Annotated in this window: 19 protein-coding genes; 11 read left to right on the top strand and 8 right to left on the bottom strand. The window is 61.5% G+C overall.

The genetic code is table 11. The features are described from left to right. Positions 1–20: 20 nt before the first annotated feature. The 4 genes from lspA to HMPREF2993_RS07625 are packed head-to-tail and all read left to right on the top strand — an operon-like array spanning position 21 to position 2,343. Positions 21–536 (top strand): signal peptidase II, encoded by a 516-nt coding sequence (lspA, locus tag HMPREF2993_RS07640; protein WP_070512491.1) that lies wholly within the window; start codon positions 21–23, stop codon positions 534–536. Next, positions 536–1,459, top strand: coding sequence for an RluA family pseudouridine synthase (locus HMPREF2993_RS07635; RefSeq protein WP_070512496.1), 924 nt, complete (start codon positions 536–538; stop codon positions 1,457–1,459). The genes lspA and HMPREF2993_RS07635 overlap by 1 nt, the downstream gene beginning before the upstream one ends. Further along, a complete protein-coding gene (locus HMPREF2993_RS07630; RefSeq protein ID WP_070701776.1) occupies positions 1,456–2,055 on the top strand; it encodes a hypothetical protein in 600 nt (199 codons plus the stop codon). Before HMPREF2993_RS07635 ends, HMPREF2993_RS07630 begins: the two co-directional genes overlap by 4 nt. 18 nt (positions 2,056–2,073) lie before the next feature. Beyond that, complete coding sequence (locus tag HMPREF2993_RS07625) at positions 2,074–2,343, top strand: permease (RefSeq protein WP_070701774.1); 270 nt, start codon at positions 2,074–2,076, stop codon at positions 2,341–2,343. On the opposite strand, the gene rarD is transcribed toward HMPREF2993_RS07625, so the two are convergent. Beyond that, positions 2,340–3,242, bottom strand: coding sequence for an EamA family transporter RarD (gene rarD / locus HMPREF2993_RS07620; protein WP_070701772.1), 903 nt, complete (start codon positions 3,240–3,242; stop codon positions 2,340–2,342). The genes HMPREF2993_RS07625 and rarD overlap by 4 nt on opposite strands. Before the next feature lie 65 nt (positions 3,243–3,307). On the opposite strand from rarD, the gene dnaE reads away from it, so the two are divergent. Both dnaE and HMPREF2993_RS07610 read left to right on the top strand, forming a co-directional pair. Continuing rightward, positions 3,308–6,883, top strand: coding sequence for a DNA polymerase III subunit alpha (dnaE, locus tag HMPREF2993_RS07615; RefSeq protein WP_070701820.1), 3,576 nt, complete (start codon positions 3,308–3,310; stop codon positions 6,881–6,883). Positions 6,884–6,994: 111 nt separating this feature from the next. Beyond that, positions 6,995–8,191, top strand: coding sequence for a cobalamin-independent methionine synthase II family protein (locus tag HMPREF2993_RS07610; RefSeq protein ID WP_070512506.1), 1,197 nt, complete (start codon positions 6,995–6,997; stop codon positions 8,189–8,191). Between the two features lie 113 nt (positions 8,192–8,304). Here the strand turns inward: HMPREF2993_RS07610 and HMPREF2993_RS07605 are convergent, their stop codons facing one another. Beyond that, positions 8,305–8,919, bottom strand: a complete 615-nt coding sequence (locus HMPREF2993_RS07605) for a hypothetical protein (RefSeq protein WP_070682100.1) — start codon at positions 8,917–8,919, stop codon at positions 8,305–8,307. 108 nt (positions 8,920–9,027) lie between these two features. Further along, positions 9,028–10,989: a choice-of-anchor I family protein gene (locus HMPREF2993_RS07600; RefSeq protein WP_070701770.1), complete on the bottom strand. Its 1,962-nt coding sequence runs from the start codon at positions 10,987–10,989 to the stop codon at positions 9,028–9,030. A 177-nt stretch (positions 10,990–11,166) separates the two neighbouring features. On the opposite strand from HMPREF2993_RS07600, the gene ilvA reads away from it, so the two are divergent. The 4 genes from ilvA to HMPREF2993_RS07580 are packed head-to-tail and all read left to right on the top strand — an operon-like array spanning position 11,167 to position 13,752. Continuing rightward, on the top strand, positions 11,167–12,450 hold the full coding sequence (gene ilvA / locus HMPREF2993_RS07595) for a threonine ammonia-lyase IlvA (protein WP_070515721.1): 1,284 nt from the start codon (positions 11,167–11,169) through the stop codon (positions 12,448–12,450). After that, positions 12,450–13,097, top strand: a complete 648-nt coding sequence (locus HMPREF2993_RS07590; RefSeq protein WP_046647993.1) for a YigZ family protein — start codon at positions 12,450–12,452, stop codon at positions 13,095–13,097. Before ilvA ends, HMPREF2993_RS07590 begins: the two co-directional genes overlap by 1 nt. A gap of 25 nt (positions 13,098–13,122) precedes the next feature. Then, positions 13,123–13,359: a hypothetical protein gene (locus HMPREF2993_RS07585; protein ID WP_070515717.1), complete on the top strand. Its 237-nt coding sequence runs from the start codon at positions 13,123–13,125 to the stop codon at positions 13,357–13,359. A gap of 6 nt (positions 13,360–13,365) precedes the next feature. After that, positions 13,366–13,752, top strand: a complete 387-nt coding sequence (locus HMPREF2993_RS07580; protein WP_010190494.1) for an RNA-binding S4 domain-containing protein — start codon at positions 13,366–13,368, stop codon at positions 13,750–13,752. Here HMPREF2993_RS07580 and HMPREF2993_RS07575 read toward each other — a convergent pair. From HMPREF2993_RS07575 to HMPREF2993_RS07555, 5 genes are all read right to left on the bottom strand, one after another. Next, the gene (locus HMPREF2993_RS07575) at positions 13,749–14,753 is read right to left on the bottom strand and encodes a GTP pyrophosphokinase (protein WP_070701768.1); all 1,005 of its coding nucleotides are present in this window, start codon (positions 14,751–14,753) and stop codon (positions 13,749–13,751) included. The genes HMPREF2993_RS07580 and HMPREF2993_RS07575 overlap by 4 nt on opposite strands. 51 nt (positions 14,754–14,804) lie before the next feature. Beyond that, on the bottom strand, positions 14,805–15,413 hold the full coding sequence (locus HMPREF2993_RS07570; protein ID WP_049155309.1) for a hypothetical protein: 609 nt from the start codon (positions 15,411–15,413) through the stop codon (positions 14,805–14,807). 145 nt (positions 15,414–15,558) lie between these two features. Beyond that, the gene (locus tag HMPREF2993_RS07565) at positions 15,559–16,944 is read right to left on the bottom strand and encodes a 3'-5' exonuclease (RefSeq protein WP_070701766.1); all 1,386 of its coding nucleotides are present in this window, start codon (positions 16,942–16,944) and stop codon (positions 15,559–15,561) included. Positions 16,945–16,993: 49 nt separating this feature from the next. Then, positions 16,994–19,204, bottom strand: coding sequence for a glycogen debranching protein GlgX (gene glgX / locus HMPREF2993_RS07560; RefSeq protein ID WP_049155312.1), 2,211 nt, complete (start codon positions 19,202–19,204; stop codon positions 16,994–16,996). Positions 19,205–19,242: 38 nt separating this feature from the next. Continuing rightward, complete coding sequence (locus tag HMPREF2993_RS07555; RefSeq protein WP_046647998.1) at positions 19,243–19,791, bottom strand: TetR family transcriptional regulator; 549 nt, start codon at positions 19,789–19,791, stop codon at positions 19,243–19,245. Positions 19,792–19,967: 176 nt separating this feature from the next. Here HMPREF2993_RS07555 and HMPREF2993_RS07550 point away from each other — a divergent pair, with 176 nt between their 5' ends. After that, entirely contained in the window at positions 19,968–20,723 is a 756-nt protein-coding gene (locus tag HMPREF2993_RS07550) for a hypothetical protein (RefSeq protein WP_049155315.1), read from the top strand. Position 20,724: the final 1 nt, after the last annotated feature.

Below are 20,724 nucleotides of genomic sequence, written 5' to 3'. Positions count from 1 at the left end.
ACCGGATGAGCCTGTTTAGAATGGAACGGGTGAAAGCAAGGAGTTATATCGGAGTGATGGTTGCGGTGGTGCTCGGTGTGGCTGCCGTCGACCAAGCCGTGAAGGCGCTGATGCTGTCCATCCTCACTGAAGGTGAAGCCCTACCGGTCTTTGGTGATTGGTTCCGTTTCTACCTTCTGTTTAACCCCGGCGCCGCCTTCTCTATGGGCGGGGAGGGCTCGACGTGGCTGTTTACCACGATCCAATTGGTCTTCATCATTGGTGTGGCCATCGCCGCCCCGCGCATTCACGATAAGTGGCAGGCGATAGGCCTGGCCATGATCGCCGGAGGTGCCCTGGGCAACTTCATCGACCGCCTCGTGCGTGAGCCGGGGTTTTGGTTTGGGCACGTGGTGGATTACATCTCCGTGGGCAGCTTCGCTGTTTTCAATATTGCAGATGCGGCCATTACCTGTGGCGTCGTGGTCTTTATCAGCGCGATGTTCTGGGCAGAGATGAAAGAAAAGCCACAAGAGCAGGAAGCGGGGGAAGCTTGATGCGCGAAAGTCGTAGGTTGCCGGTGCCCGAGGGCCTCGATGGCATGCGCGCGGATGCCGCCCTGGCCAAGCTCTTGGGTATTTCGCGGGCCCGGGTGGCCCAGTTGTGCGCGGCGGGAGACGTGGAAATCGATGGTGCCGCCGTGGGCAAGTCCGAGCGCTTAAGTGCTGGCGGCTGGATCGATGTCATGATGCCAGCGCCGGAGGAACCGCTCATCCCCAAAGAAGAGCTGGTGGAGGGCATGGATGTTCTCTACGCGGACGAGGACATCATCTGCGTGTGCAAGCCCGTGGGTGTGGCTGCGCACCCCACGTTGGGTTGGGATGGGCCCACCGTCATCGGCGGGCTGCGGGCAGCAGGCTATGCGCTTGCCGACGCCGGCCCTACCGAACGCAAGGGTATTGTCCACCGTCTCGACGTGGGGACCTCAGGCGTCATGGTGGTGGCCGCCAGCGAGCGCGCCTACTCCCAACTCAAGAACGCCTTCCGCGAGCGCACCGTGCAGAAGACCTATCACGCCGTGGTGCAGGGCCTGCCGGATCCCATCGTGGGGACCATTGATGCACCCATTGGCCGTCATCCTTCGGCGGGCTGGAAATTTGGGGTCGTCGATGACGGCAAACCGGCCGTGACACATTACAAGCTGTTGGAGGCCTTCCGCGAGGCTAGCCTCCTCGAGGTTCATTTGGAGACCGGCCGAACCCACCAGATCCGTGTCCACATGTCCGCCACCGGGCATCCCTGTGTCGGCGATCCGATGTATGGCTGTGACCCGAACCTGGCCAAGCGTGTGGGGCTTAACCGCCAGTGGCTGCACGCGGTCGAACTCGGCTTTACCCACCCGGGAACCGGCAAGTGGTTCGAGTGCACTGCACCCTACCCGGACGATCTCAAGCACGCCGTGGAGGTTTTGCGCGGATGAGCCCGCAGCGACGCGCCAGCCAACGCATCTACCGGCGCCGCCGTGCCGCGGCGCTGGTGATGTTGGCCGTGCTCGCCTTGGCAGTGGTGGTCGCCTTCGGGCTCTTCGGAACGCAGCCCAGCACGGCGGTGCAGGGAGACCAACTTGGCCCTGATGGCTCGGAGAGCGCGGCCGATTATCGGGAGCGCGCGGAGACCTCATTAGCGCACGCAACCGATCCGGCCTACGCGCTGGTGGGCTTTCGCGAGCCGCTGAGTCCGCAGGACGTGAGCGACGCCCTGCAGCCCATCGAGCGCATGGATGCCATCGTGATCGGGCTGGCCGCGCCCATCGCGGTCCCCGAGCCTGTCGCCGGCGCCACGCGCGCCGACGTTATCGATACCGTCTTGGCCCGCGTGGCCGACCATGCCCGTGACATGGCGGAGGATGCACCAGCGAAGGTCGATGCCGTCGTGGTCTATTCCGGGGGGAGTCAACTGCGCGCCCTCGCTAACGATCCGCGGGTCGATACCGTGGAGGTCGCGCCCGCTGACGCCGCATGGGGCTCCTTCGGCGTGCGCCCGCCCGCCAACGTCGGACAGAATGAGAACCGCTAGAACAGCCGAGGAGAAGACATGCGCCTGTTTCCCAACACCACCGAGTGGCCGCCGAACTACCGCTTTGCCTACCTCTTGATGTGGGCGGGCGCGTTCATCGCCTCTGGGGCCGCCATCGCGCAAGGAATCTGGGGAGCGGACAAGCTCACCTTCGGCATTCTCATTGTGGTGGCCATCTATTGCATCGCTATGGCCATCCTCATGCCGCGGTGGGCGCTCAACGCGCGCGAGGAAGCCGCCCGGCGTGCCCGGGCTCGGGAGGCGCGCGACGAGCTGAAGCGCCGCTAGTCCCGGCTGGGGGTTGTTTTCTCTGCGGGGTGGAGGCGGGCGCGGCGTCGAGAAGCGCGGCCCATGCGCACCAAGTCTGCAAGGTAGATGATCACCGCAACCCAGATGATGGCAAAACCGATCCAGCGTTCCGTAGACATGTGCTCTTGGGTGACAAACAATGCCCAGAGCATCTGCATGATGGGGGTCATGTACTGCAGCATGCCGAGGGTAGACAGACGCAGGTGCTTAGCGCCCTGGGCGAAACACAACAGCGGCAGGGCGGTGACGAGGCCGGAGGTAACCAGCAGTGCGATGTGCCCGGGCCCTTCGGTAGTGAAGGTGGATTCGCCCTGTGCCTGGAGGTAGCCCAGGTAGATCAGCGCGAACGGGAGCATGACCAAGGTTTCCGCGGCCACCGAGCCCATTGAGGAAACCGTGATGCGTTTCTTGAGCAAACCATAGATTCCGAAGCTGAAGGCCAAAGCCAGCGAATAATAGGGGGCCTGACCGGTCATGAAGGTCAGCCACAACACTGCGATGAAGGCGATGCTGACCGACGCCACCTGCGCCTTCGTCAGCTTCTCCTTGAGGAAAATAATGCCGAGGGCCACGGAGACGAGAGGGTTGATGAAATAGCCCAGTGCGGCATCGGCCACGTGATCGCTGTTGATGGCGATGACATAGGTGCCCCAGTTGATGGTGATGGCCACGCCACAGGCGAACATCCACCCCCAAGTGCGCGAGCTGAACGCTTTCAGCTCGCGCCAGCCACCTGTCACCAGCAACACTGCGGTGACGAGAACGGCGGTCCACACGATGCGGTGGGCCAAAATCTCAAATGGGCTAGCGGGGCGCAGCAGCGGGAAGAACGCTGGGAAGAAGCCCCACATGAGATAGGCAGCAATGGTGTAGAACATTTAAGAAAATGTACCTCAGCGAGGACCTACGGGCGAAGTTTGACGTCCCCGCTAAGATGAGCCGCATGGCCAAAAACTCCTCCTTCGTTCACCTTCACAACCACACCGAATTCTCCATGCTGGATGGCATGGCAAAGGTGGATATGTTGGCGGATGAGGTGGTTCGCCAAGGTATGCCTGCCGTCGGTATGACAGACCATGGCAACATGTATGGCTCCAATGCCTTCTATCAAAGGATGACCAGCGCTGGCGTGAAACCCATCATTGGCATCGAGGCTTATTTGGCACCGGAATCGCGCTTCAACAAGAAGCGCGTGCTGTGGGGAACTCCGGACCAGAAGCGCGATGACGTGTCCGCTTCCGGTGCCTATCTGCACCAGACCATGCTGGCGGAGAACGAAACCGGCCTGCGCAACCTGTTCAAGCTTTCCTCCTTGGCTTCCTACGAGGGGCAGTTGGGCAAGTGGCCGCGCATGGACGCGGAGCTGATTGCCGAGCATGCTGAAGGCATCATCGCGACCACCGGGTGCCCTTCCGGTGACGTGCAGACCCGCCTGCGCCTGGGCCAGTTCAACGAAGCGCTGGAAGCAGCCGCCATGTGGCAGGACATCTATGGTAAGGACAATTTCTTCCTGGAGCTCATGGACCATGGATTGGACATCGAGAAGCGCACGCGCGACGGCCTGCTGGAGATCGGTCGCAAGCTCGACCTGCCGCCGCTGGTGACCAATGACTGCCACTACGTGCTGGAATCCCAGGCGCCTTCCCACGAGGCCATGCTCTGCGTGCAGACGGGCAAGACATTTATGGACCCGGATCGCTTTAAGTTCGACGGCACCGGCTACTACATCAAGACCGCCCAACAGATGCGTGAGCTGTGGGATCACATGGTGCCGGAGGCGTGCGATAACACCCTGTGGATTGCCGAGCGCGTGCAGGACTATGGCGCGATTTGGGAGGAGCACACCCATGACCGCATGCCGATTGCCGACGTCCCCGAGGGCTACACCCCAACCTCCTGGCTAACCCACGAGGTGATGGAGGGACTGAAGGATCGCTTCAACGGTGGGGATGTGCCGCAGGAGTACATCGACCGTGCTGAGTACGAGATCAGCGTCATCGATATGAAGGGCTACCCTTCCTACTTCCTCATCGTGGCCGAGCTCATCAAGCACGCGCGCTCCATCGGCATTCGCGTTGGTCCGGGCCGTGGTTCGGCGGCCGGTGCGCTCGTGGCCTACGCGCTGACGATTACCAACATTGACCCTATCGAGCATGGCCTGCTCTTCGAGCGATTCTTGAACCCGGAGCGTCCGTCCGCACCGGATATCGATATCGACTTCGATGATCGCCGCCGCGGCGAGATGATTACTTACGCCGCCGAGCGGTGGGGCGAGGACAAGGTTGCCCAGGTGATTACCTTCGGCACCGTGAAGACCAAGCAGGCCATTAAGGACTCCGCTAAGGTGCACTTTGGCCAGCCGGGCTTCCAGATGGCGGACCGCATTAACGGTGCGCTGCCGCCTGCCATCATGGCCAAGGACATCCCGCTCGCCGGCATCATGGACCCCGAGCACGAGCGCTACTCGGAGGCGACCGAGGTCCGGCAGATGATTGAGACTGACCCGGACGTCAAGAAGATCTACGAGACCGCTCGCGGCCTCGAGGGCGTGGTCCGTCAGGCCGGCGTGCATGCCTGCGCGGTCATTATGGCCTCGGTCCGGCTTATGGACCACATCCCGATGTGGAAGCGCCCAGCCGACGGCGCCTACATCACCGGCTGGGACTACCCGGCCTGTGAGGCCATCGGCCTGCTGAAGATGGACTTCCTGGGTCTGCGCAACCTCACCGTGATTGGTGACTGCCTGGAAAACATCAAGAAGAACCGCGGCGAGGAAGTCCACCTAGAGGACCTCCATGCCGACGACCCGAATGCCTCGAAGGTTTATGACCTGCTCTCGCGCGGCGATACTCTGGGCGTGTTCCAGCTCGACTCGGGCGGCATGCAGGAGCTGCTCAAGCGTATGAAGCCGACGGGCTTTAAGGATATTGTGGCGTCGCTGGCGCTCTACCGTCCGGGCCCGATGGGTGTGAATGCGCACTGGGATTACGCGGACCGCAAGAACGGCCGCAAGGAAATTACCCCAATTCACCCCGAGCTGGAGGAGCCGCTCAAGGAGATCCTCGATGAGACCTACGGTCTTATCGTGTACCAGGAGCAGATCATGCGTATCTCGCAGAAGGTGGCTAACTACACCGCCGGCGAGGCAGATGGCTTCCGTAAGGCCATGGGTAAGAAGAAGCCGGAAGTCCTGGCCCAGCAGTATGACAAGTTCTGGGGCGGCATGAAGGACAATGGCTACTCCAAGGAAGCCATGGACGCTCTGTGGGGCACCATTGAGCCCTTCGCCTCCTACGCGTTTAACAAGTCCCACGCCGCCGGTTACGGGTTGGTGTCCTTCTGGACGGCCTACCTGAAGGCCTATTACGCGCCGGAGTACATGGCCGCGCTGCTGACCTCGGTGGGTGACAAGAAGGATAAGTCCGCTATCTACCTGGCCGACTGCCGCCACCTGGGCATCCGCGTGCTCTCCCCGGACGTCAATGAGTCCCAAGAAACCTTCCAGGCCGTGGGCGAGGATATCCGCTTCGGCATGGGCGCTATCCGCAACGTCGGTGGGGAAGTGGTGGATTCCATCGTAAAGACCCGCCGTGAGAAAGGCGCCTTTACGTCCTTCTCCGATTACCTGGAAAAGATCGAGCTGGCGGCGTGTTCAAAGCGCGTGACCGAATCCCTCATCAAGGCCGGCGCCTTCGATTCCCTGGAACATCCGCGCAAGGGCCTCATGCTCATCCATGAAGATGCCGTCGATTCAGTGCAAACGACCAAGAAAGCAGCCGACAAAGGCCAATTTGACCTCTTCGCTGGCTTTGGCGGTGGTGATGAACAGGGCGACTCTGTCTCCGCCTTCGCCATCGATATCCCAGATGAGAACTGGGATCGAAAGCACGAGCTGGCCTTGGAGAGGGAGATGCTCGGCCTGTACGTGTCCGGCCACCCGCTCGATGGCTTCGAGGAAGCCCTCAACGCGCAGACCGACACCCCGATTACGAAGATCCTCAACGGTGAAGTCGGCAACGGGCAGGAGCTGGTGATCGGCGGCATTATCTCGGGCGTCGACAGGCGCTTTTCCAAGCGCGATGGCTCGCCCTGGGCCATCGTCAGCATCGAGGACCATAACGGCGCCCAAGTGGATATCCTCGTGTTCAACCAGGTGTACTCGCTGGTGGCCCCGCAGATTGCGGAAGACAACATCATCCTGGCCAAGGTTCAGGTGAAGATTCGCGATGAGCGCATGTCCCTGTTCTGCTCCGATATCCGCGTTCCCGATTTGGGGCCGGGCAACGGTGCTGGGCTGCCGCTGCGACTGACCATGCGCACGGATCAGTGCACGATGGACAACATTGCGCGGCTCAAGCAGGTCTTGGTCAACAACAAGGGTGAGTCCGACGTGTACCTCACGCTTGTCGACGGCGAAGAGTCCACCATGATGGTCCTCGGCGAACATCTGCGTGTGGAGCGCTCCAGCAACCTCATGGGTGATCTCAAGGCGACGATGGGCGCCGGCATCCTTGGGTGAGCCCACGTGTTGGGGCCGCGTGCTGAATAAAAGTACAGAATGAAGCGGGCCGTGCTTCGTACGTGGGTTACGCTAGACAGCACAGTCTAGTTGAAAGGGAATGTACCTCCTATGGTCAATAAGATCCGCACCACCCACGTCGGCTCACTGCCACGCACCAAGGAGCTGCTGGAGGCTAACCTCGAGCGTTCTGCCGGCACCATCTCCGATGAGAAGTTCCACGAGATTCTTCAGCGCTCGGTCGCTGACGTGGTCAAGCGCCAGGTTGATCTCGGCATCGACATCATCAACGAGGGCGAGTACGGCCACATCACCTCCGGCGCTGTGGACTATGGCGCTTGGTGGAACTACTCCTTTACCCGCCTGGGTGGTTTGACCATGACGGACAAGGACCGCTGGGAAATCGGTGACAAGATCCGCTCCGAGCCGGGCAAGATTCGCCTTTCCTCGATGAAGGATCGCCGCGACCGCGCACTGTTCGCCGAGGCTTACAACGATCCGGATTCGGGTATCTTTACCGGCCGCAAGAAGGTAGCTAACCCGGAGTTCACCGGCCCGGTTACCTACATCGGCCAGGAGCAGGTCGAAGCAGACGTAAAGCTGCTTGCCGACGCCCTCCCCGAGGGCACCGAAGGCTTCGTCGCCGCCCTGTCCCCGGGCGCTGCGGCGCGTCTGCCCAACAAGTACTACGAGGATGAAACCGACCTTGTTCGCGCCTGTGGTGAGGCGCTCAAGGTGGAGTACAAGGCCATCACCGATGCCGGTCTGACCGTCCAGTTCGATGCCCCAGATCTGGCCGAAGCTTGGGATTCGGTGGTTCCGGAGCCGACCGTAGAGGACTTCCAGGCATTCCTGCGCGGGCGCATCGACATCCTCAATGAGTCCATCAAGGACATCCCGCGCGAGCAGACCCGTCTGCACATCTGCTGGGGTTCCTGGCACGGCCCGCACGTGACGGATATTCCGTTCGCGGACATCATTGAAGAGATCCTGCAGGCCAAGGTCGGCGGCTTCTCCTTTGAGGGCGCCTCGCCGCGCCACGCGCACGAGTGGCGTGTGTGGCAGGACCACAAACTGCCGGAGGGCACTGTCATCTACCCGGGCGTGATTTCGCACTCCACGAACGCCGTGGAGCACCCGCGCCTGGTGGCGGATCGCATCATCCGTTTCGCCGAGCTGGTGGGCCCCGAGAACGTCATCGCGTCGACGGACTGCGGCCTCGGCGGGCGCCTGCATCACCAGATCGCGTGGGCAAAGCTGGAGTCCCTCGTCGAAGGCGCACAGATCGCCACGGAGGAACTGTTCTAACCCGTCGCCGGGGCTGGGGCGCGCAAATGCTCTAGCGCGCGGTCCCGTCCGAGGGCGAAATAAATAGGCGCGAACCACACTTGGTTCGCGCCTTTGAGATCGTGCGGTAGGAACTATTCCTCAGCCGCGTCGGCCTCTTCCTTCTTCTTGGTGTTATCCCAGTAGAAACCGTGGCTCTTGAGGAAGGCACGCAGGTCGTTGAGGACAGCCGGGTTGGACTGCGCGACCGCGGCCAGCAGGTTGATGCCGACGGAGAGTAACGCAGCCGCGCCACCGATCCACGCAAAGACCTCCTCGGCCGTGTCATTGGGCCGTGCAGACTGTACCCAGTCCGGCATCTCGTCCCACTCCTTCTCCAGCTCAGCGTCCTTTTCTTCCTGGACGCAGTCCGGCACTTCCGGCATACCGGAGGAACCATAACCGTTAAGGATGCCGAGTCCGAGCTCCTTCGGCCCCATGAAGGACGAGCCCGCAGTGTCATCGGCCACCGCGTTTTCGTGCTCCTCGCGCGCCTTGCGCACCGCATCCGCGCACTCCTCGGAGAGGCCGGAGGTATTGGTGTGACCGATGTTCATCGAGCTTCCGCCAGTGGAGCTCTGACCGTTCTGTCCGCTCTGGCTCTGCGCGGCGGGCTGAGCGCTACCAGAAGCGTCGTCGGCTGCAGCCAGCGGAGTTACCAGGGCCATGGTCGTGGTGCACACTGCGATCAGGGAGGTTGAAAGGCGCATAATCAGAGGGTTCTCCTTGGGAAGGGATGCGAGGGGATGAGAAAAAGGGGGAGGGCTTGGTGCAAGCCCATTTCAATGTAGCAGCCCTCCCCAGGAGCGCGGTAGGGGCTAGAGGAACTTCTCCAGCTGCTCGCGCAGCAGTGCAGGGGCCAGGCTGAGAACCGTTTCACGGATACCCGGGGCACGCAGCAGGCCTACGGCAGCGGCTAGGGCGGCGATGGCACCGATGACAGAACCAGCGATGAGGGCCGCGGTGGACGGGCGGGAGCTCTGGCCGTCCTTGTTCTGGTCGTCCTGGTCCTGCGAGTCATCGCCAGGGTTCTCATCCGGATTCTCGTCCGGCTTCTCCTCGTCGTCCTTGTCGCCGGCGAGGAGATCCTTCACGGAGTAGACGGTCGTGGTTCCGGATACCTCGTTGCCGACGATGAGCAGGTACTCGCCGTTAGGGGAGTCCGCCTTGTCGACGAAGGCAAAGCCCTCCGGGCCTAGGTCGCCGGCAGCGGCAAACTCGTCGGTGGAGAAGTCGCGGTTGTTGACGTAGGTAACGAAGGAAGAGTTGGCAGGGTCGGTGACGTCGTAGACAAAGATGCCGCCGACGCGCTCCGCGCCGATGAAGGCGTAGGTGCGGTCTCCCACGGTGCCGATAGTGAGAGCCTCGGGCTCGGGGCCCTTGTTGTCGGAGCGGTCATCAAACTCGGCGCTCTCATTATCGGCGTTGTGGTGGAACACGCCCGGCTCGTTGAGCTCGGCGGTGATCTTTTCGAACTCGGCACCGGAGTCGAAGACAACGTTGCCCTCCGCGTCGTAGATGCTAAAGGAACGGGAGCCGTAAGCATAAAGCTCGTCGAAGCAGCCCTTCTCTTCGTTCCAGCCAGAGGCGTTGCTCAGCTTCAGGTTGCCGGCTTCCTTCTTGTCGGCGAGCTTGTCCAGGTCGACGTCGCCAAGCGCGCCCTCGCACACCTTGCCATCCTCGACCACGTCCTTGAGCTCCACCTCATCGGTGTAAACGCCGGAACCGCCGTCCTTCTCCTCCATGCCCCATTCGCGGGCGTCGCCCTCGTTCGCGGTGGCGAAGTAGGTCTGGCCGCCAGCGGTGAAGGCACCGATGGAATCGGGCATGGACAGACCCTTAACCGGGATGGTGCGCAGCTCCGCCTTGTCATCCTTGTTCGAGGGGTCCAGCGGGACTGTCGAGTGATCCGCAATGTGTGCAGGCAGAATCTTTTCCACGGTGGCGGACTCGATGTCAATGACACCGATGGCGTTGGCCTCCTGCAGCGTTACAAAGGCCTTGCCGTCCTGGGAGGTGATGTACTCCGGCTCGAAGTCGATTGAGGGCTTGGAATCGTGGCCGGAGGGGCCGAAGACGCGCACGCCCTCCGGCAAAGGCTGACCGTCGAAGGCAGTGAAGTCGGCGATACGGGCATCCGTTTGGGTTGGAGCCTCAACACCCTCTGGCAGCTTAATGACGGAGACGGAACCTTCCGGGTCCGTGACGTAATCGGTGCCCTCGGCGTTGAGCTCGTTCGAGGGCTCGCCCTCATTGGCGAGGAGAGCGTAGCCACCATCGGCGGTGATGTGGACGTTATCCGGCAAAGCGCCCACCATCACGCGCCCTAATTCGGCGGTCGTCAGGTCTTCGGCTGCGGCGTTGAAGAACAGTGCTTCGCCCTCCTCGGTCTTGTCCGCTTGCTGGACGGCGGCCACAGCCAGGCCATCGGGGCGCACGGCCACGGAGTTGATTTCCTTGCCCTCGCCAGCAGAAATGGAACCGATGAGCGTGAGCTTGGTCGGATCCGAAGCATCGAGGACATCAATCTGGCCCGCATGCGCGTTGACGGTGAGAATGCGCTTGGAGGCCGGGTGGAAGGCCACGATCTCTGCGGCGGACTCTTCGTAGACCCCAGACTCATAGGTGCCAATCGGGGTGACCTTGAGGTTAGCGTCGGCAGCAGAGTGTTCGATGACATTCTCTACAATCGCAGCCGAGGAAGTCGGTACAGCCAGGCTAAGGCACGTGGCGGTCGCAGCGCACAGGGTGAGGGAGCGGCGGGAGATAGAACGAGACATGCAGAAAGACTCCTTGTTGCGAGACGAAAAGATTCCGCACCACCGTACGTTTTGCCCCTAGAGCTTTTGGGGAACAGTAAGTTGCGGCCAAGCGAGATCTGGGTAAACGTTCGGTGAACCGGTCGATTGCTAGGTAATGTGCGACGCGTGGAGGGCGGGGCGCTAAAATAAGCCACCATGACAACCATCCCGCAAGACTTCGAGCCTATCCACGCCTCTGATATCCAACTGGCCCAATCGCGAATTAGCTCGGAGATTGCCCCCACTCCGCTGCAGTACTGCCCGCGCCTGTCCCAAGAGACAGGCTATGAGGTGTACCTGAAGCGCGAAGACCTGCAGGATGTGCGCTCCTACAAGATCCGCGGGGCTATTTACGGCATGTCAAACCTCAGCGAAGAGCAGCGCACGCAGGGGATAGTTACCGCCTCGGCGGGAAATCATGCCCAGGGCGTCGCCTACGCCTGCCGCACCATGGGAATCCACGGCAAGATCTACGTGCCGGAACCTACCCCGAAGCAAAAACGCGACCGCATCCTGGTTCACGGTGGTGATTTCGTGGAGTTGGTGGTCACCGGCGCTAACTTCGACGAGGCAGCAGCTGCCGCGCACGCGGATGCCGCCGAGCGCGGCGCCTTCTTCATCGAGCCTTTCGACTCGCGCGATACCGTCACCGGTCAGGGAACTGTGGCCGCGGAAATCGTGTCCCAGCTGTCCTCGATGGGCAAGTCCTTGGATACCGTGGTGGTCCCCGTGGGCGGCGGCGGACTCATTTCCGGCATCACCTCTTACCTCGCCGATATGGCCCCGCGCACCGCGGTGGTGGGCATTGAGCCGGCCGGGGCGGCGTCGCTGAGCGCTGCGTTTGCGGCCGGTGAGCCGGTGACCCTGGAGACCGTCGATCCTTTCGTCGACGGTGCTGCCGTCAAGCGCATCGGCGAGCTGCCTTTCAAGATTCTGGAAGCCAACCAGGGCCGCCTGCACCATGACATCGTCTCGGAAGGCGCCGTGTGCACGGAACAGCTCGCGCTGTACCAAAACGAGGGCATCATCGCCGAACCTGCCGGCGCGCTGAGCGTGACCGGTCTGCGCACGCTCAACCTGCAGCCGGGCTCAACGGTGGTCTGCGTGATTTCCGGCGGCAATAATGACGTGCTTCGCTATGCCGAAATCATGGAGCGCTCCCTGGTGCACCGCGGACTCAAGCACTACTTCCTGGTGAACTTCCCGCAGGAGCCAGGCCAGCTGCGCCACTTCCTGCAGGATGTTCTCGGCCCTGAAGATGACATCACGTTGTTCGAGTACCTCAAGCGCAACAACCGCGAGACCGGCGCCGCGCTGGTGGGTATCGAGTTGGGGAGTGCCGCAGGTATCGACGGACTGCTGGAGCGAATGGAGAAATCGAAGCTCAACTGCCAGCAGCTTCAGCCCGGCACGCCTGAGTACGACTTCCTCGTCGCATAATGCTGGAGAGCTATCAGCGCCCCGCCGCCGGTGAGATTGTCGAGCACGAGATTGAGATCAAGCGCTCGCGGTTTATCACCCTCATCGGCCGCGCTACGACGGAAGAGGAAGCACGCACGCTTATCGACGGCGCCCGCGACCGCTTCCCTGACGCCCGCCACCACTGCTCGGCCTACATCTACCACGTTGACGGCTCGAATCCAGTGGAGCGCTCCTCTGATGATGGCGAGCCCTCCGGCACGGCGGGCAAGCCGATGCTCGATGTTCTGAAGGGCTCCGGACTGCTCGATATTTGCGCGGTCGTGGTGCGCTACTTCGGCGGTATCAAGCTGGGCGCGGGCGGGCTCGTGCACGCCTATGGCGGCGCCGTCAGCGAGACGATGGAGCAGGTTGAGCCCGTCACGCGTGCCTTGCGCGAGCTCTATACAGTCGAAGTCTCCCATGCGGAGGCCGGGCGGCTGGAGGCGGAGTTGCGCAACCGTGGCGTGGACATGGTGGATACCGCCTACGGCCAGGCGGTGACCTTCACCGTGTCTGTGGAGCCCGGCGGCAAGGAGGAACTCGCGGCGACGCTCGCGGCGCTGACCCAGGGCGAGGCAGAACCGAAGGAAGCTGGAACTGCCTGGGTCGAGCTTTCAGGCCGCTAGCTTCTGTCCATGTAGAATAAGCCCCATGACTATGCAGCGACGCCCCAACAACCCCATTGAGCAACGCAAGCAAGCCGTGCGCACCCACGCCCGCAACGGAGCTATCTGCGTCGTGGGCGGCGTCGCCGGCGGTGTCCTCTTGGGTTGGACGCTCACCGGTTTCTGGACTTTCATGGCGATTGGCCTCATCGTTGCCGTGGTGGGTGGAGGGTACAACTGGATTAAAATCCAGAAGATCGTGAACGAGAACCACAACTTTTAAGAACCTATGGTGAATCAGCCCGACGGGCGGCCCGTGCGCATTGATGCCTGGGTCTGGTCCGTGCGCATGTTCAAGACGCGCTCGGAAGCCGCCACTGCCGTGCGCGCTGGGCACGTCAAACTCAACGGCAACGCCACCAAGCCCGCGCAGCAGGTTGTGCCCGGCGACCGCGTGCGCGTGTGGCGCAACCATCACGAGCATGACCTTGAGGTGCTTGCTACCGTGTCCAAGCGCGTCGGCGCCCCGATTGCGCGCACCTGTTACATCGACCATGCCCCGCCGCCACCGCCGAAGGAGTTCATGCCCTCCGTCCCGGTCCGCCCGCGCGGTGCCGGCCGCCCCACGAAGAAGGAGCGCCGGCAGATGGAGAAGTTCCGTGGTGGATTCCGCTAATTATTCCGGAAGTTCTTTAAGGCCTTAAGTCGAGCATTCAAACGGCGCTTGCGGTCCCTGCGGTCTCCGGCATCGGCGGTGGCCTCGATGTGCTGGGCGCCGAATTTGTTGAGCAGCAGGTCGTCGATAAGCCTGACCTGGCCCGGGCGGAAGCGGTAGCGCATGGCGTCGTGAACGTGGGCGATGTCGTCATCATCGAGTAGCTGCCTGAGCTGGCTTAGACGATTGATGCCGTTGTTTTCTAAAAGCTCCGCCAGGAAGCGGTAGTGCTCCGAGCGTGAACGCGGAAAGCGGTTACCCAGAATGATGGCGAGGACGCCGGGGAGGGTCTCTGCCGTGATTTCCACGTCATCGTCCGCCTCAGAGCTGGGAGCCTTGAGCGCGGCGATTTCATCGAATTGCTGATCCGCCAGCTCAATGAGGCCTGCGGCGAGCGTAAAGAGCCGATCGACCTGTGGGGAGGGCGGATTCGGACCCTGTTTGTAGCGGATATCGTGTTCGAACTCGGCCCACGCGTGCTGGAGCACGGTGCGAATCTGAATCTCGAAGGTCCAGCCGATATAAGGCTCAAGTTCCTCCAGCGTGGCGGCGCTATCTTCAGACACCGTCAGTACCAAGTGATGGGAGCCATAACCAAAGCCACCAGAAATGCGCGTCTCCGCTGCCTTATCCACTGAGCGAAGCACGGTAAAGGTCTCTCCTAAAACCTCTAGGGCCTCTGGGATAATCGTGGAGTGGAAGACAGTAATCCGCACGCCCAAGACATCGTGAATATCCTCCCACGGGTTGGGATACATGAGCTCGCCGTTCTCCCGACGCTTCTTCGCCTTGGCCTTGAGCGACGGCCATTGTTTTATGCGGGTGGCCACGCGGTCGAAGATAATTCCGGCGTCGTTCAGCAAGTCCTCGATGGCGTCGCGGAAGTCTTGCGCCGCGGTGGGGTGCGCGCGTACCCAGGAGTGGTACTGGTTGCCTAGGCGGGACATGGATGATTCAGGCATCGTGAAGAACGTGACTCCTTTCGGCCACGGCAAGAATGACGTGAGGCGTATCTACACCTCGAGAGGGAAGCCGTTAGCCAATACTAGTGGTTGCAGGCTCAGAGGGGGACGATGGCGCGGGCGCAACTCGGCCGCGCGGCAGGCCAGTTCCGTCGCTCGCTGTGGGGAAACGTTCAGCAGCGCGTAGAGGGTGTGCGCATCAGGAACGAGGTAGGTAATACTCGTGGCTTGGCTCAAGCGTTTCAGATGATTATCCAGGATAACGAAGGCCTGCGGATGCGCCAACCACGACGATACGGTGCAGCGGTGCACGCGCACCTCGAGGCTGCCTTCAGCGCCGCTGAGACTCTGCTCCGCTGGCCGGGTAAAGAAACGCAGTCCCTGCTGTGTTAACGCGCGGCGTTGAAGATTGAGCGCTGCGGTATCCCACGCTTGGCGCGTAGTCAGGCCCAGATCGTCCAACGCACGCTGGCTCACGCGCTTGGTTTCGGCACCCGTGCCGTGCACCATGGACATCGATAGCGTCCGCGAGAGCTGGATGCACGCGGGCGAGTCGCCGAAGCCATCATCGCACAGCTTAATTCCGTTGAGCTCTTCGCTCGGGCAGAGTGAAGGGAGCAGGTGATCGACGTGAAGCGAGGTGGGCAGCGCGATGGTCATGTGTTCGTCTCCGTGAAAGGTAGGCTCGTGCAGATTCCTTGCCTTTATTGGACTGTGTCTTGCGCCCGCAGGTTCCCACCGGAGAAGAGAAATTTCACCGCGCGCTAGAGCCTGGATGCCCTAGCGCCCTAGCGCCTTTTACTGCCTAGAACGGTGGGGCTTCGTCGAGCTGCAGTTCCTCTAAAAGCTTGTTGGACTGCCAGATGGCGATGTCCTGGCCGTTGCTTTGCAGCTCTTCGGCACGCTTTTCCTTCGACGTCTTGGTGGCCCACTGGCCCACGACGAGGATGGTGGTCTTCTTCGTGACGTTTTTGCCTACCTGGCCGCCGCGCTCAGCGATCTTGGACCACAACAAGCCCTTGTCGAAAGGCTCAAAGTCACCGGTGAGGGTGACATTCTGGCCAAACAACGCGCCTTCCGGGTCGGCATCGGGGTTCGGATCCGGGATGGTGTCCGGGGTGGACACGGACTGCCACGGGGCCGGCCCGCGGCGCTCCTGCGAGGAGGAGCGCTTCTTCTGAGCACCTGAGGTAGCACCCGCCATGCGGGTGTTGTCGCGGAAATCTGTTCCCGCGCCTAGGTCTGCTGCGGAAAGCGGCGCGGTGTTGGCGCGGAGGACAGGGATAACCGCCTCCTTGCTTAAGGTTCCCAGTGCAAACTCGCGGGTAGAGAACAATTCCTCGATGGAACCGGAGTGGCCAAAACGTTGAGCCAAGGCGCTGACAATTTCCCCAGCGGCGCGGGCATCCGCCGTGGCCTCGTGGTGCTGAAAATCTTCGGCGCCAATGTAGGAGGCAACGGTGGGAAGCTTATGGTTGGCCACGTCGATAACGCCGGCGCGGGAGGCGTCGCGAGCCAGCGCTAGCGAACATGCTAGGCGCACTTCTGGGACTGGAGCCGCCGCCTTCTGGAGGCCACTGCGCAAAGCGGTGGAATCGAATTGCGCGTTGTGGGCGACCAACGTGTCGGAACCGAGGAACTCGAAGAGCTCGGCAGCGGCGTCCGCGAAGGGGGAAGCGCCGGCGACGTCGTCTGCTGTGATGCCGTGGATACTGATGTTGACATCGTCGAAGTGCTCCAGACCCGGCGGGGGAGTACACAGCCACGTGCGGGACTCAGTTTCTTCACCATCGCGGAAGCGGACCGCGCCGATTTGGCAGACCGAACCCCAGTTGTCGTTAGCGGTTTCCACATCGACAGCGGTGAAATTCAGTCCGTCGACTCGGCTGCTGGTCGCCGGCGCTTCGCCGCGGAGGGCGGCCTTGACCGCCTGAGCGAAGGCCTCCGCGTCCTGGCCTGGGGCGAAGCGGATGACCGTGTCCCCAGCATTCCCCGCAGCATCGACCGTGCCGCGCACCACGACCTGCCCGAAGCCCGTGGCCGTTGGCGCCGTGCACTCCACGCTCGTGGCATCGGCCATCGAGAGAGCCTCGTGGGCCGGTGCGCCGAGGGACGCAGCAAGCTGGGAGCGGCGGAACGTGAGGGCATCGGCGGTGACATCAATGACAGCGCCATGGGCGGTATAGGACACAGATTCCTTTCAGGACAGGGGAGCAGAGCGTAGGTGGTAAAGGAGCAGTCTAGTTCTCGTCTGCTCCGGCGGACTCATCGCTGTCATCGAAAACCGGCGGCTCGGTCTGGCGGAGGATGAGCGACGTGCGCGGTTGCACCACGATGGATCCCTCAGCCGCGATGAGCTTTTCTTCATCTGGGTAGCCACCGGAGTCAGACGTATCCACGATGAGGCGCCAGCTAGCACCCAAGTCCTTCTTCGGCAGAGTGAACTCGATCTCCTCGTGGTGAGCGTTGAAGATCATGATGAAGGAATCATCCGTGATGCGCTCACCCCGGGCAGTCGTCTCCGTAATCGCGTTGCCGTTGAGGTAGACCATAAGCGCCTTACCGAACTCAAAGTCCCAGTCTTCAGGGGTCATCAGCTTGCCGGAGGGAACCAGCCACGCAATATCTCGGTCTTTCACCTCAGAACCGAAGGGGCCGCCGGCCAAGAAACGCTGGCGACGGAACACCGGGTGGTTCTTGCGGATATTAATCAGGCGCTTGGTAAAGCCGTGCATGGCGATGTTCTTCTCTTGCTCCAACATCGACCAATCGATCCACGAAATCTCGTTGTCTTGGCAGTACACATTGTTGTTGCCGCCCTGGGTGCGGCCCAGCTCATCGCCGTGGCACAGCATCGGGGTGCCCTGGGACAGCAGAAGGGTGGTGAGGAAGTTACGCACCTGGCGGCGGCGAAGCTTCTTAATCTCTTCGTCGTCAGTGGGGCCCTCCACACCGTGGTTCCAGGAGCGGTTGTGGGATTCACCGTCGCGGTTGTCTTCCCCGTTGTCGGCATTGTGCTTTTCGTTGTAGGAGACCAAATCACGCAGCGTGAAGCCATCGTGCGCGGTGATGAAATTGATGGACGCGGTGGGGCGGCGGCCGTTGTTGGCGTAGAGGTCGGAAGATCCGGTAAGGCGCGAGGCAAACTCGCCCATCGTCGACGGCTCGCCGCGCCAAAAGTCACGGACGGTATCGCGGTACTTGCCGTTCCACTCGCTCCAAATGGGCGGGAAGTTACCAACCTGGTAGCCGTTATGGCCCACGTCCCAGGGCTCGGCGATGAGCTTGACCTTGGAAACCACCGGATCTTGCTGGACTAGATCGAAGAAGGTAGCCAGCTTGTCGACGTCGTCAAGCTCGCGCGCCAAGGTGGAAGCCAGGTCGAAGCGGAAGCCGTCGACGCGCATTTCCGTTACCCAGTAGCGCAGCGAATCCATGATCAACTGGAGGGAGTGCGGGTGGCGGACATTAAGAGAGTTACCGGTGCCGGTGTAGTCCATGTAGTGCTCGGGATTGTCATCAACCAACCGGTAATAGGCGTGGTTATCAATGCCGCGGAAAGCAATGGTCGGACCCATGTGGTTGCCCTCGGCGGTGTGGTTGTAGACAACGTCGAGGATGATTTCGATGCCGGCCTCGTGGTAGGCGCGAACCATGGCCTTGAACTCGGCGACCACCTCGCCGGGCTTCTTGGCGTAGGCATAGTCCGCATGGGGCGCGAAGAAGCCGAAGGTGTTATAGCCCCAGTAGTTGCGCAGCCCCAGCTGGCGCAGGCGATCATCCTGCAGGAACTGGTGGACTGGCAGCAGCTCGACGGCTGTCACACCCAGGTCCTTGAAGTAGTTGATGATGGCCGGGTGTGCCATGCCGGCATAGGTTCCGCGCAGCTCCTCCGGAACATCCGGGTGCGTCATCGTCATGCCCTTGACGTGGGCTTCGTAGATGATGGTCTCGTTATCCGGCGTGTGGGGGCGGTTGTCGCCGTGCCACTCGAAGAAGGGATTAATCACCACCGACAGCATTGTGTGGCCTAGGGAATCATCGTCGTTGCGTCCGGTGCCGGGCTCGTCCGCGAAGATATCGTAGGAGTACAGAGAGGCATCGCCATCAAAATCACCGTCGAAGGCGCGAGCATAAGGATCGACAAGAAGCTTTGAAGGATCGCAGCGCAGGCCATGTTCTGGTTCATAAGGGCCATGGATGCGGTAGCCATAGCGCTGCCCCGGGCTCACGTTGGGAAGGTAGGCATGCCAGACGTGGGCGGTGATCTCGGTCAGTTCAATGCGTTCTTCGTTGCCGTTGTGATCGATGAGGCAGAGCTCGACCTTCTCAGCGATTTCGGAAAAGATAGCAAAATTAGTACCGGCCCCATCGAAGGTGGAGCCGAGTGGGGAGGGGGAACCAGGCCACACCTGGCGAGATGGCGTTATATCAGCACGGGTCTCAGTCATGAGGCTTAGTTTAGTCAATTCCGCTGCATGCGATCGGTTCACAGCGTGCGTAAACCCGCGACCATGAGTTCTGCGGCGCGCACCAAGGTGTCAACGCCTGACACAGCATTCGACGCTGAGGGAGCTGCGCTTGGTGACGCCCCACTGAGCTGTTCGCGGGATTGCTCCATGAAGGTCGCTCCCAGGACGTAATGGATGAGAGCACGGGCTGCGACACCTCTATCCTCCGGTGATGCCCCGGGGGCTTCCCGCTTCAACGCGGAGGTGAAAAGCTTCTCCAAGTCAGAACTTGCTGAGGATTCGGGGAAGGCGGCACCTGCTATGGCGACTTCGGCGCCGTCGCGCCAGCGCGTGAGTTCCCCATGAAGGGAGCTGACCAGCTCCGTTGTGGTCTCTCCTGTAACGGGGGAGAGGATCTCGGAGGTCATTGCGGCGATGAGCGATTGCTTATTGGCCACATGCCAGTACAGCGCGCCGGGAGCAACGCCGAGGTTGGTGGCAACACGGCGCATGGTGACATCGGCGAGCCCGTAGCGTGTCAAGAGCTCGAGGGCGGTGGAAACGATAGCGTCGCGAGAAAGGTGCACGGAAACTACTCTACGCGGCGGAAGGAACCGCCAAGCGTGGCTCACAGGAAGCTTCAAGGTGAAGTGTAGGGTTTATACAATCATGCCTTGTTAGGGTTATGTGAAGTGCCCAAGAGCAACTGCCACGCCCAGCGTGGTTTTTACTATCGCTCTCTATAGATATTAGGAGTTATCCCTTGTCTTTTCTGACACCTGCCAAGAAGTCCCTCGTCGCTGTTGCGCTCGTCGCGCCGCTCTCCTTGGCTGCTTGCGGTTCCGATGATGAGAACGCTACCGATACCGCTTCCTCCGCGGTGAAGACCACCACCACGACGGAGTCCAAGGACAAGACCTCCGAGGGGCAGTCGAAGGAGAAGGATTCTGAAAAGAAGGAGGGAGACGAAAAGAAGGAAGGCGAAGAGAATAAGGACGGCGAGAACGCCGATCCGAAGCCGGAAGGGGAGAACCCCGAGGGCGGCGAAAACCAGGCCATGGCTAACCCCTTCGAGAACGGTGTGGATCCGTTCCAGAGCATGCCGAAGGTTGAGCCGGTCCAGGGTGAGGCTGCAAGCCAGGAAGACATTGACGGCATCAATGGTCTGGTCCGTGGCATGTACGAGCAGCAGACCATGCGTTCCTTCGTGAAGTACCTCCCGGAGCACACCTGCGCTGAAGTGCGCAACGACCCGAACTCCGGCCTTGACCAGGTGGACTACAACCAGGTTCCGGATGTTCCGATGGACCAGCTCAAGGACATGATGGCGGCAGCTGGCCAGGACACCTCGCAGATGGAAGGCTTTGACTGGTCCAAGACCGGTGTTGAGTCCATCAACGATGTCGTGGTCAACGGTGACGATGCATCCGCAACCGTGAACGTCAACACCAGCAAGGGCATGGACAGCTCCACCATGCGCTTCAAGCGTGAGAACGGCAACTGGACCTTCTGCGGCTAGA

This window comes from Corynebacterium sp. HMSC068G04 (assembly GCF_001814885.1).
Taxonomy (GTDB): Bacteria; Actinomycetota; Actinomycetes; order Mycobacteriales; family Mycobacteriaceae; genus Corynebacterium; species Corynebacterium hiratae.
The sequence above is the reverse complement of the archived record's forward strand: the minus strand, read 5'-3'. Positions and strand labels throughout refer to the sequence as shown.

Excerpts from the sequence above, each read along its gene's own strand:
- lspA (WP_070512491.1), top strand. The coding sequence starts at position 21 with ATGGAACGGGTGAAAGCAAGGAGTTATATCGGAGTGATGGTTGCGGTG.
- HMPREF2993_RS07635 (WP_070512496.1), top strand. The coding sequence starts at position 536 with ATGCGCGAAAGTCGTAGGTTGCCGGTGCCCGAGGGCCTCGATGGCATG.
- HMPREF2993_RS07630 (WP_070701776.1), top strand. The coding sequence starts at position 1,456 with ATGAGCCCGCAGCGACGCGCCAGCCAACGCATCTACCGGCGCCGCCGT.
- HMPREF2993_RS07625 (WP_070701774.1), top strand. The coding sequence starts at position 2,074 with ATGCGCCTGTTTCCCAACACCACCGAGTGGCCGCCGAACTACCGCTTT.
- rarD (WP_070701772.1), bottom strand. The coding sequence starts at position 3,242 with ATGTTCTACACCATTGCTGCCTATCTCATGTGGGGCTTCTTCCCAGCG.
- dnaE (WP_070701820.1), top strand. The coding sequence starts at position 3,308 with ATGGCCAAAAACTCCTCCTTCGTTCACCTTCACAACCACACCGAATTC.
- HMPREF2993_RS07610 (WP_070512506.1), top strand. The coding sequence starts at position 6,995 with ATGGTCAATAAGATCCGCACCACCCACGTCGGCTCACTGCCACGCACC.
- HMPREF2993_RS07605 (WP_070682100.1), bottom strand. The coding sequence starts at position 8,919 with ATGCGCCTTTCAACCTCCCTGATCGCAGTGTGCACCACGACCATGGCC.
- HMPREF2993_RS07600 (WP_070701770.1), bottom strand. The coding sequence starts at position 10,989 with ATGTCTCGTTCTATCTCCCGCCGCTCCCTCACCCTGTGCGCTGCGACC.
- ilvA (WP_070515721.1), top strand. The coding sequence starts at position 11,167 with ATGACAACCATCCCGCAAGACTTCGAGCCTATCCACGCCTCTGATATC.
- HMPREF2993_RS07590 (WP_046647993.1), top strand. The coding sequence starts at position 12,450 with ATGCTGGAGAGCTATCAGCGCCCCGCCGCCGGTGAGATTGTCGAGCAC.
- HMPREF2993_RS07585 (WP_070515717.1), top strand. The coding sequence starts at position 13,123 with ATGACTATGCAGCGACGCCCCAACAACCCCATTGAGCAACGCAAGCAA.
- HMPREF2993_RS07580 (WP_010190494.1), top strand. The coding sequence starts at position 13,366 with ATGGTGAATCAGCCCGACGGGCGGCCCGTGCGCATTGATGCCTGGGTC.
- HMPREF2993_RS07575 (WP_070701768.1), bottom strand. The coding sequence starts at position 14,753 with ATGCCTGAATCATCCATGTCCCGCCTAGGCAACCAGTACCACTCCTGG.
- HMPREF2993_RS07570 (WP_049155309.1), bottom strand. The coding sequence starts at position 15,413 with ATGACCATCGCGCTGCCCACCTCGCTTCACGTCGATCACCTGCTCCCT.
- glgX (WP_049155312.1), bottom strand. The coding sequence starts at position 19,204 with ATGACTGAGACCCGTGCTGATATAACGCCATCTCGCCAGGTGTGGCCT.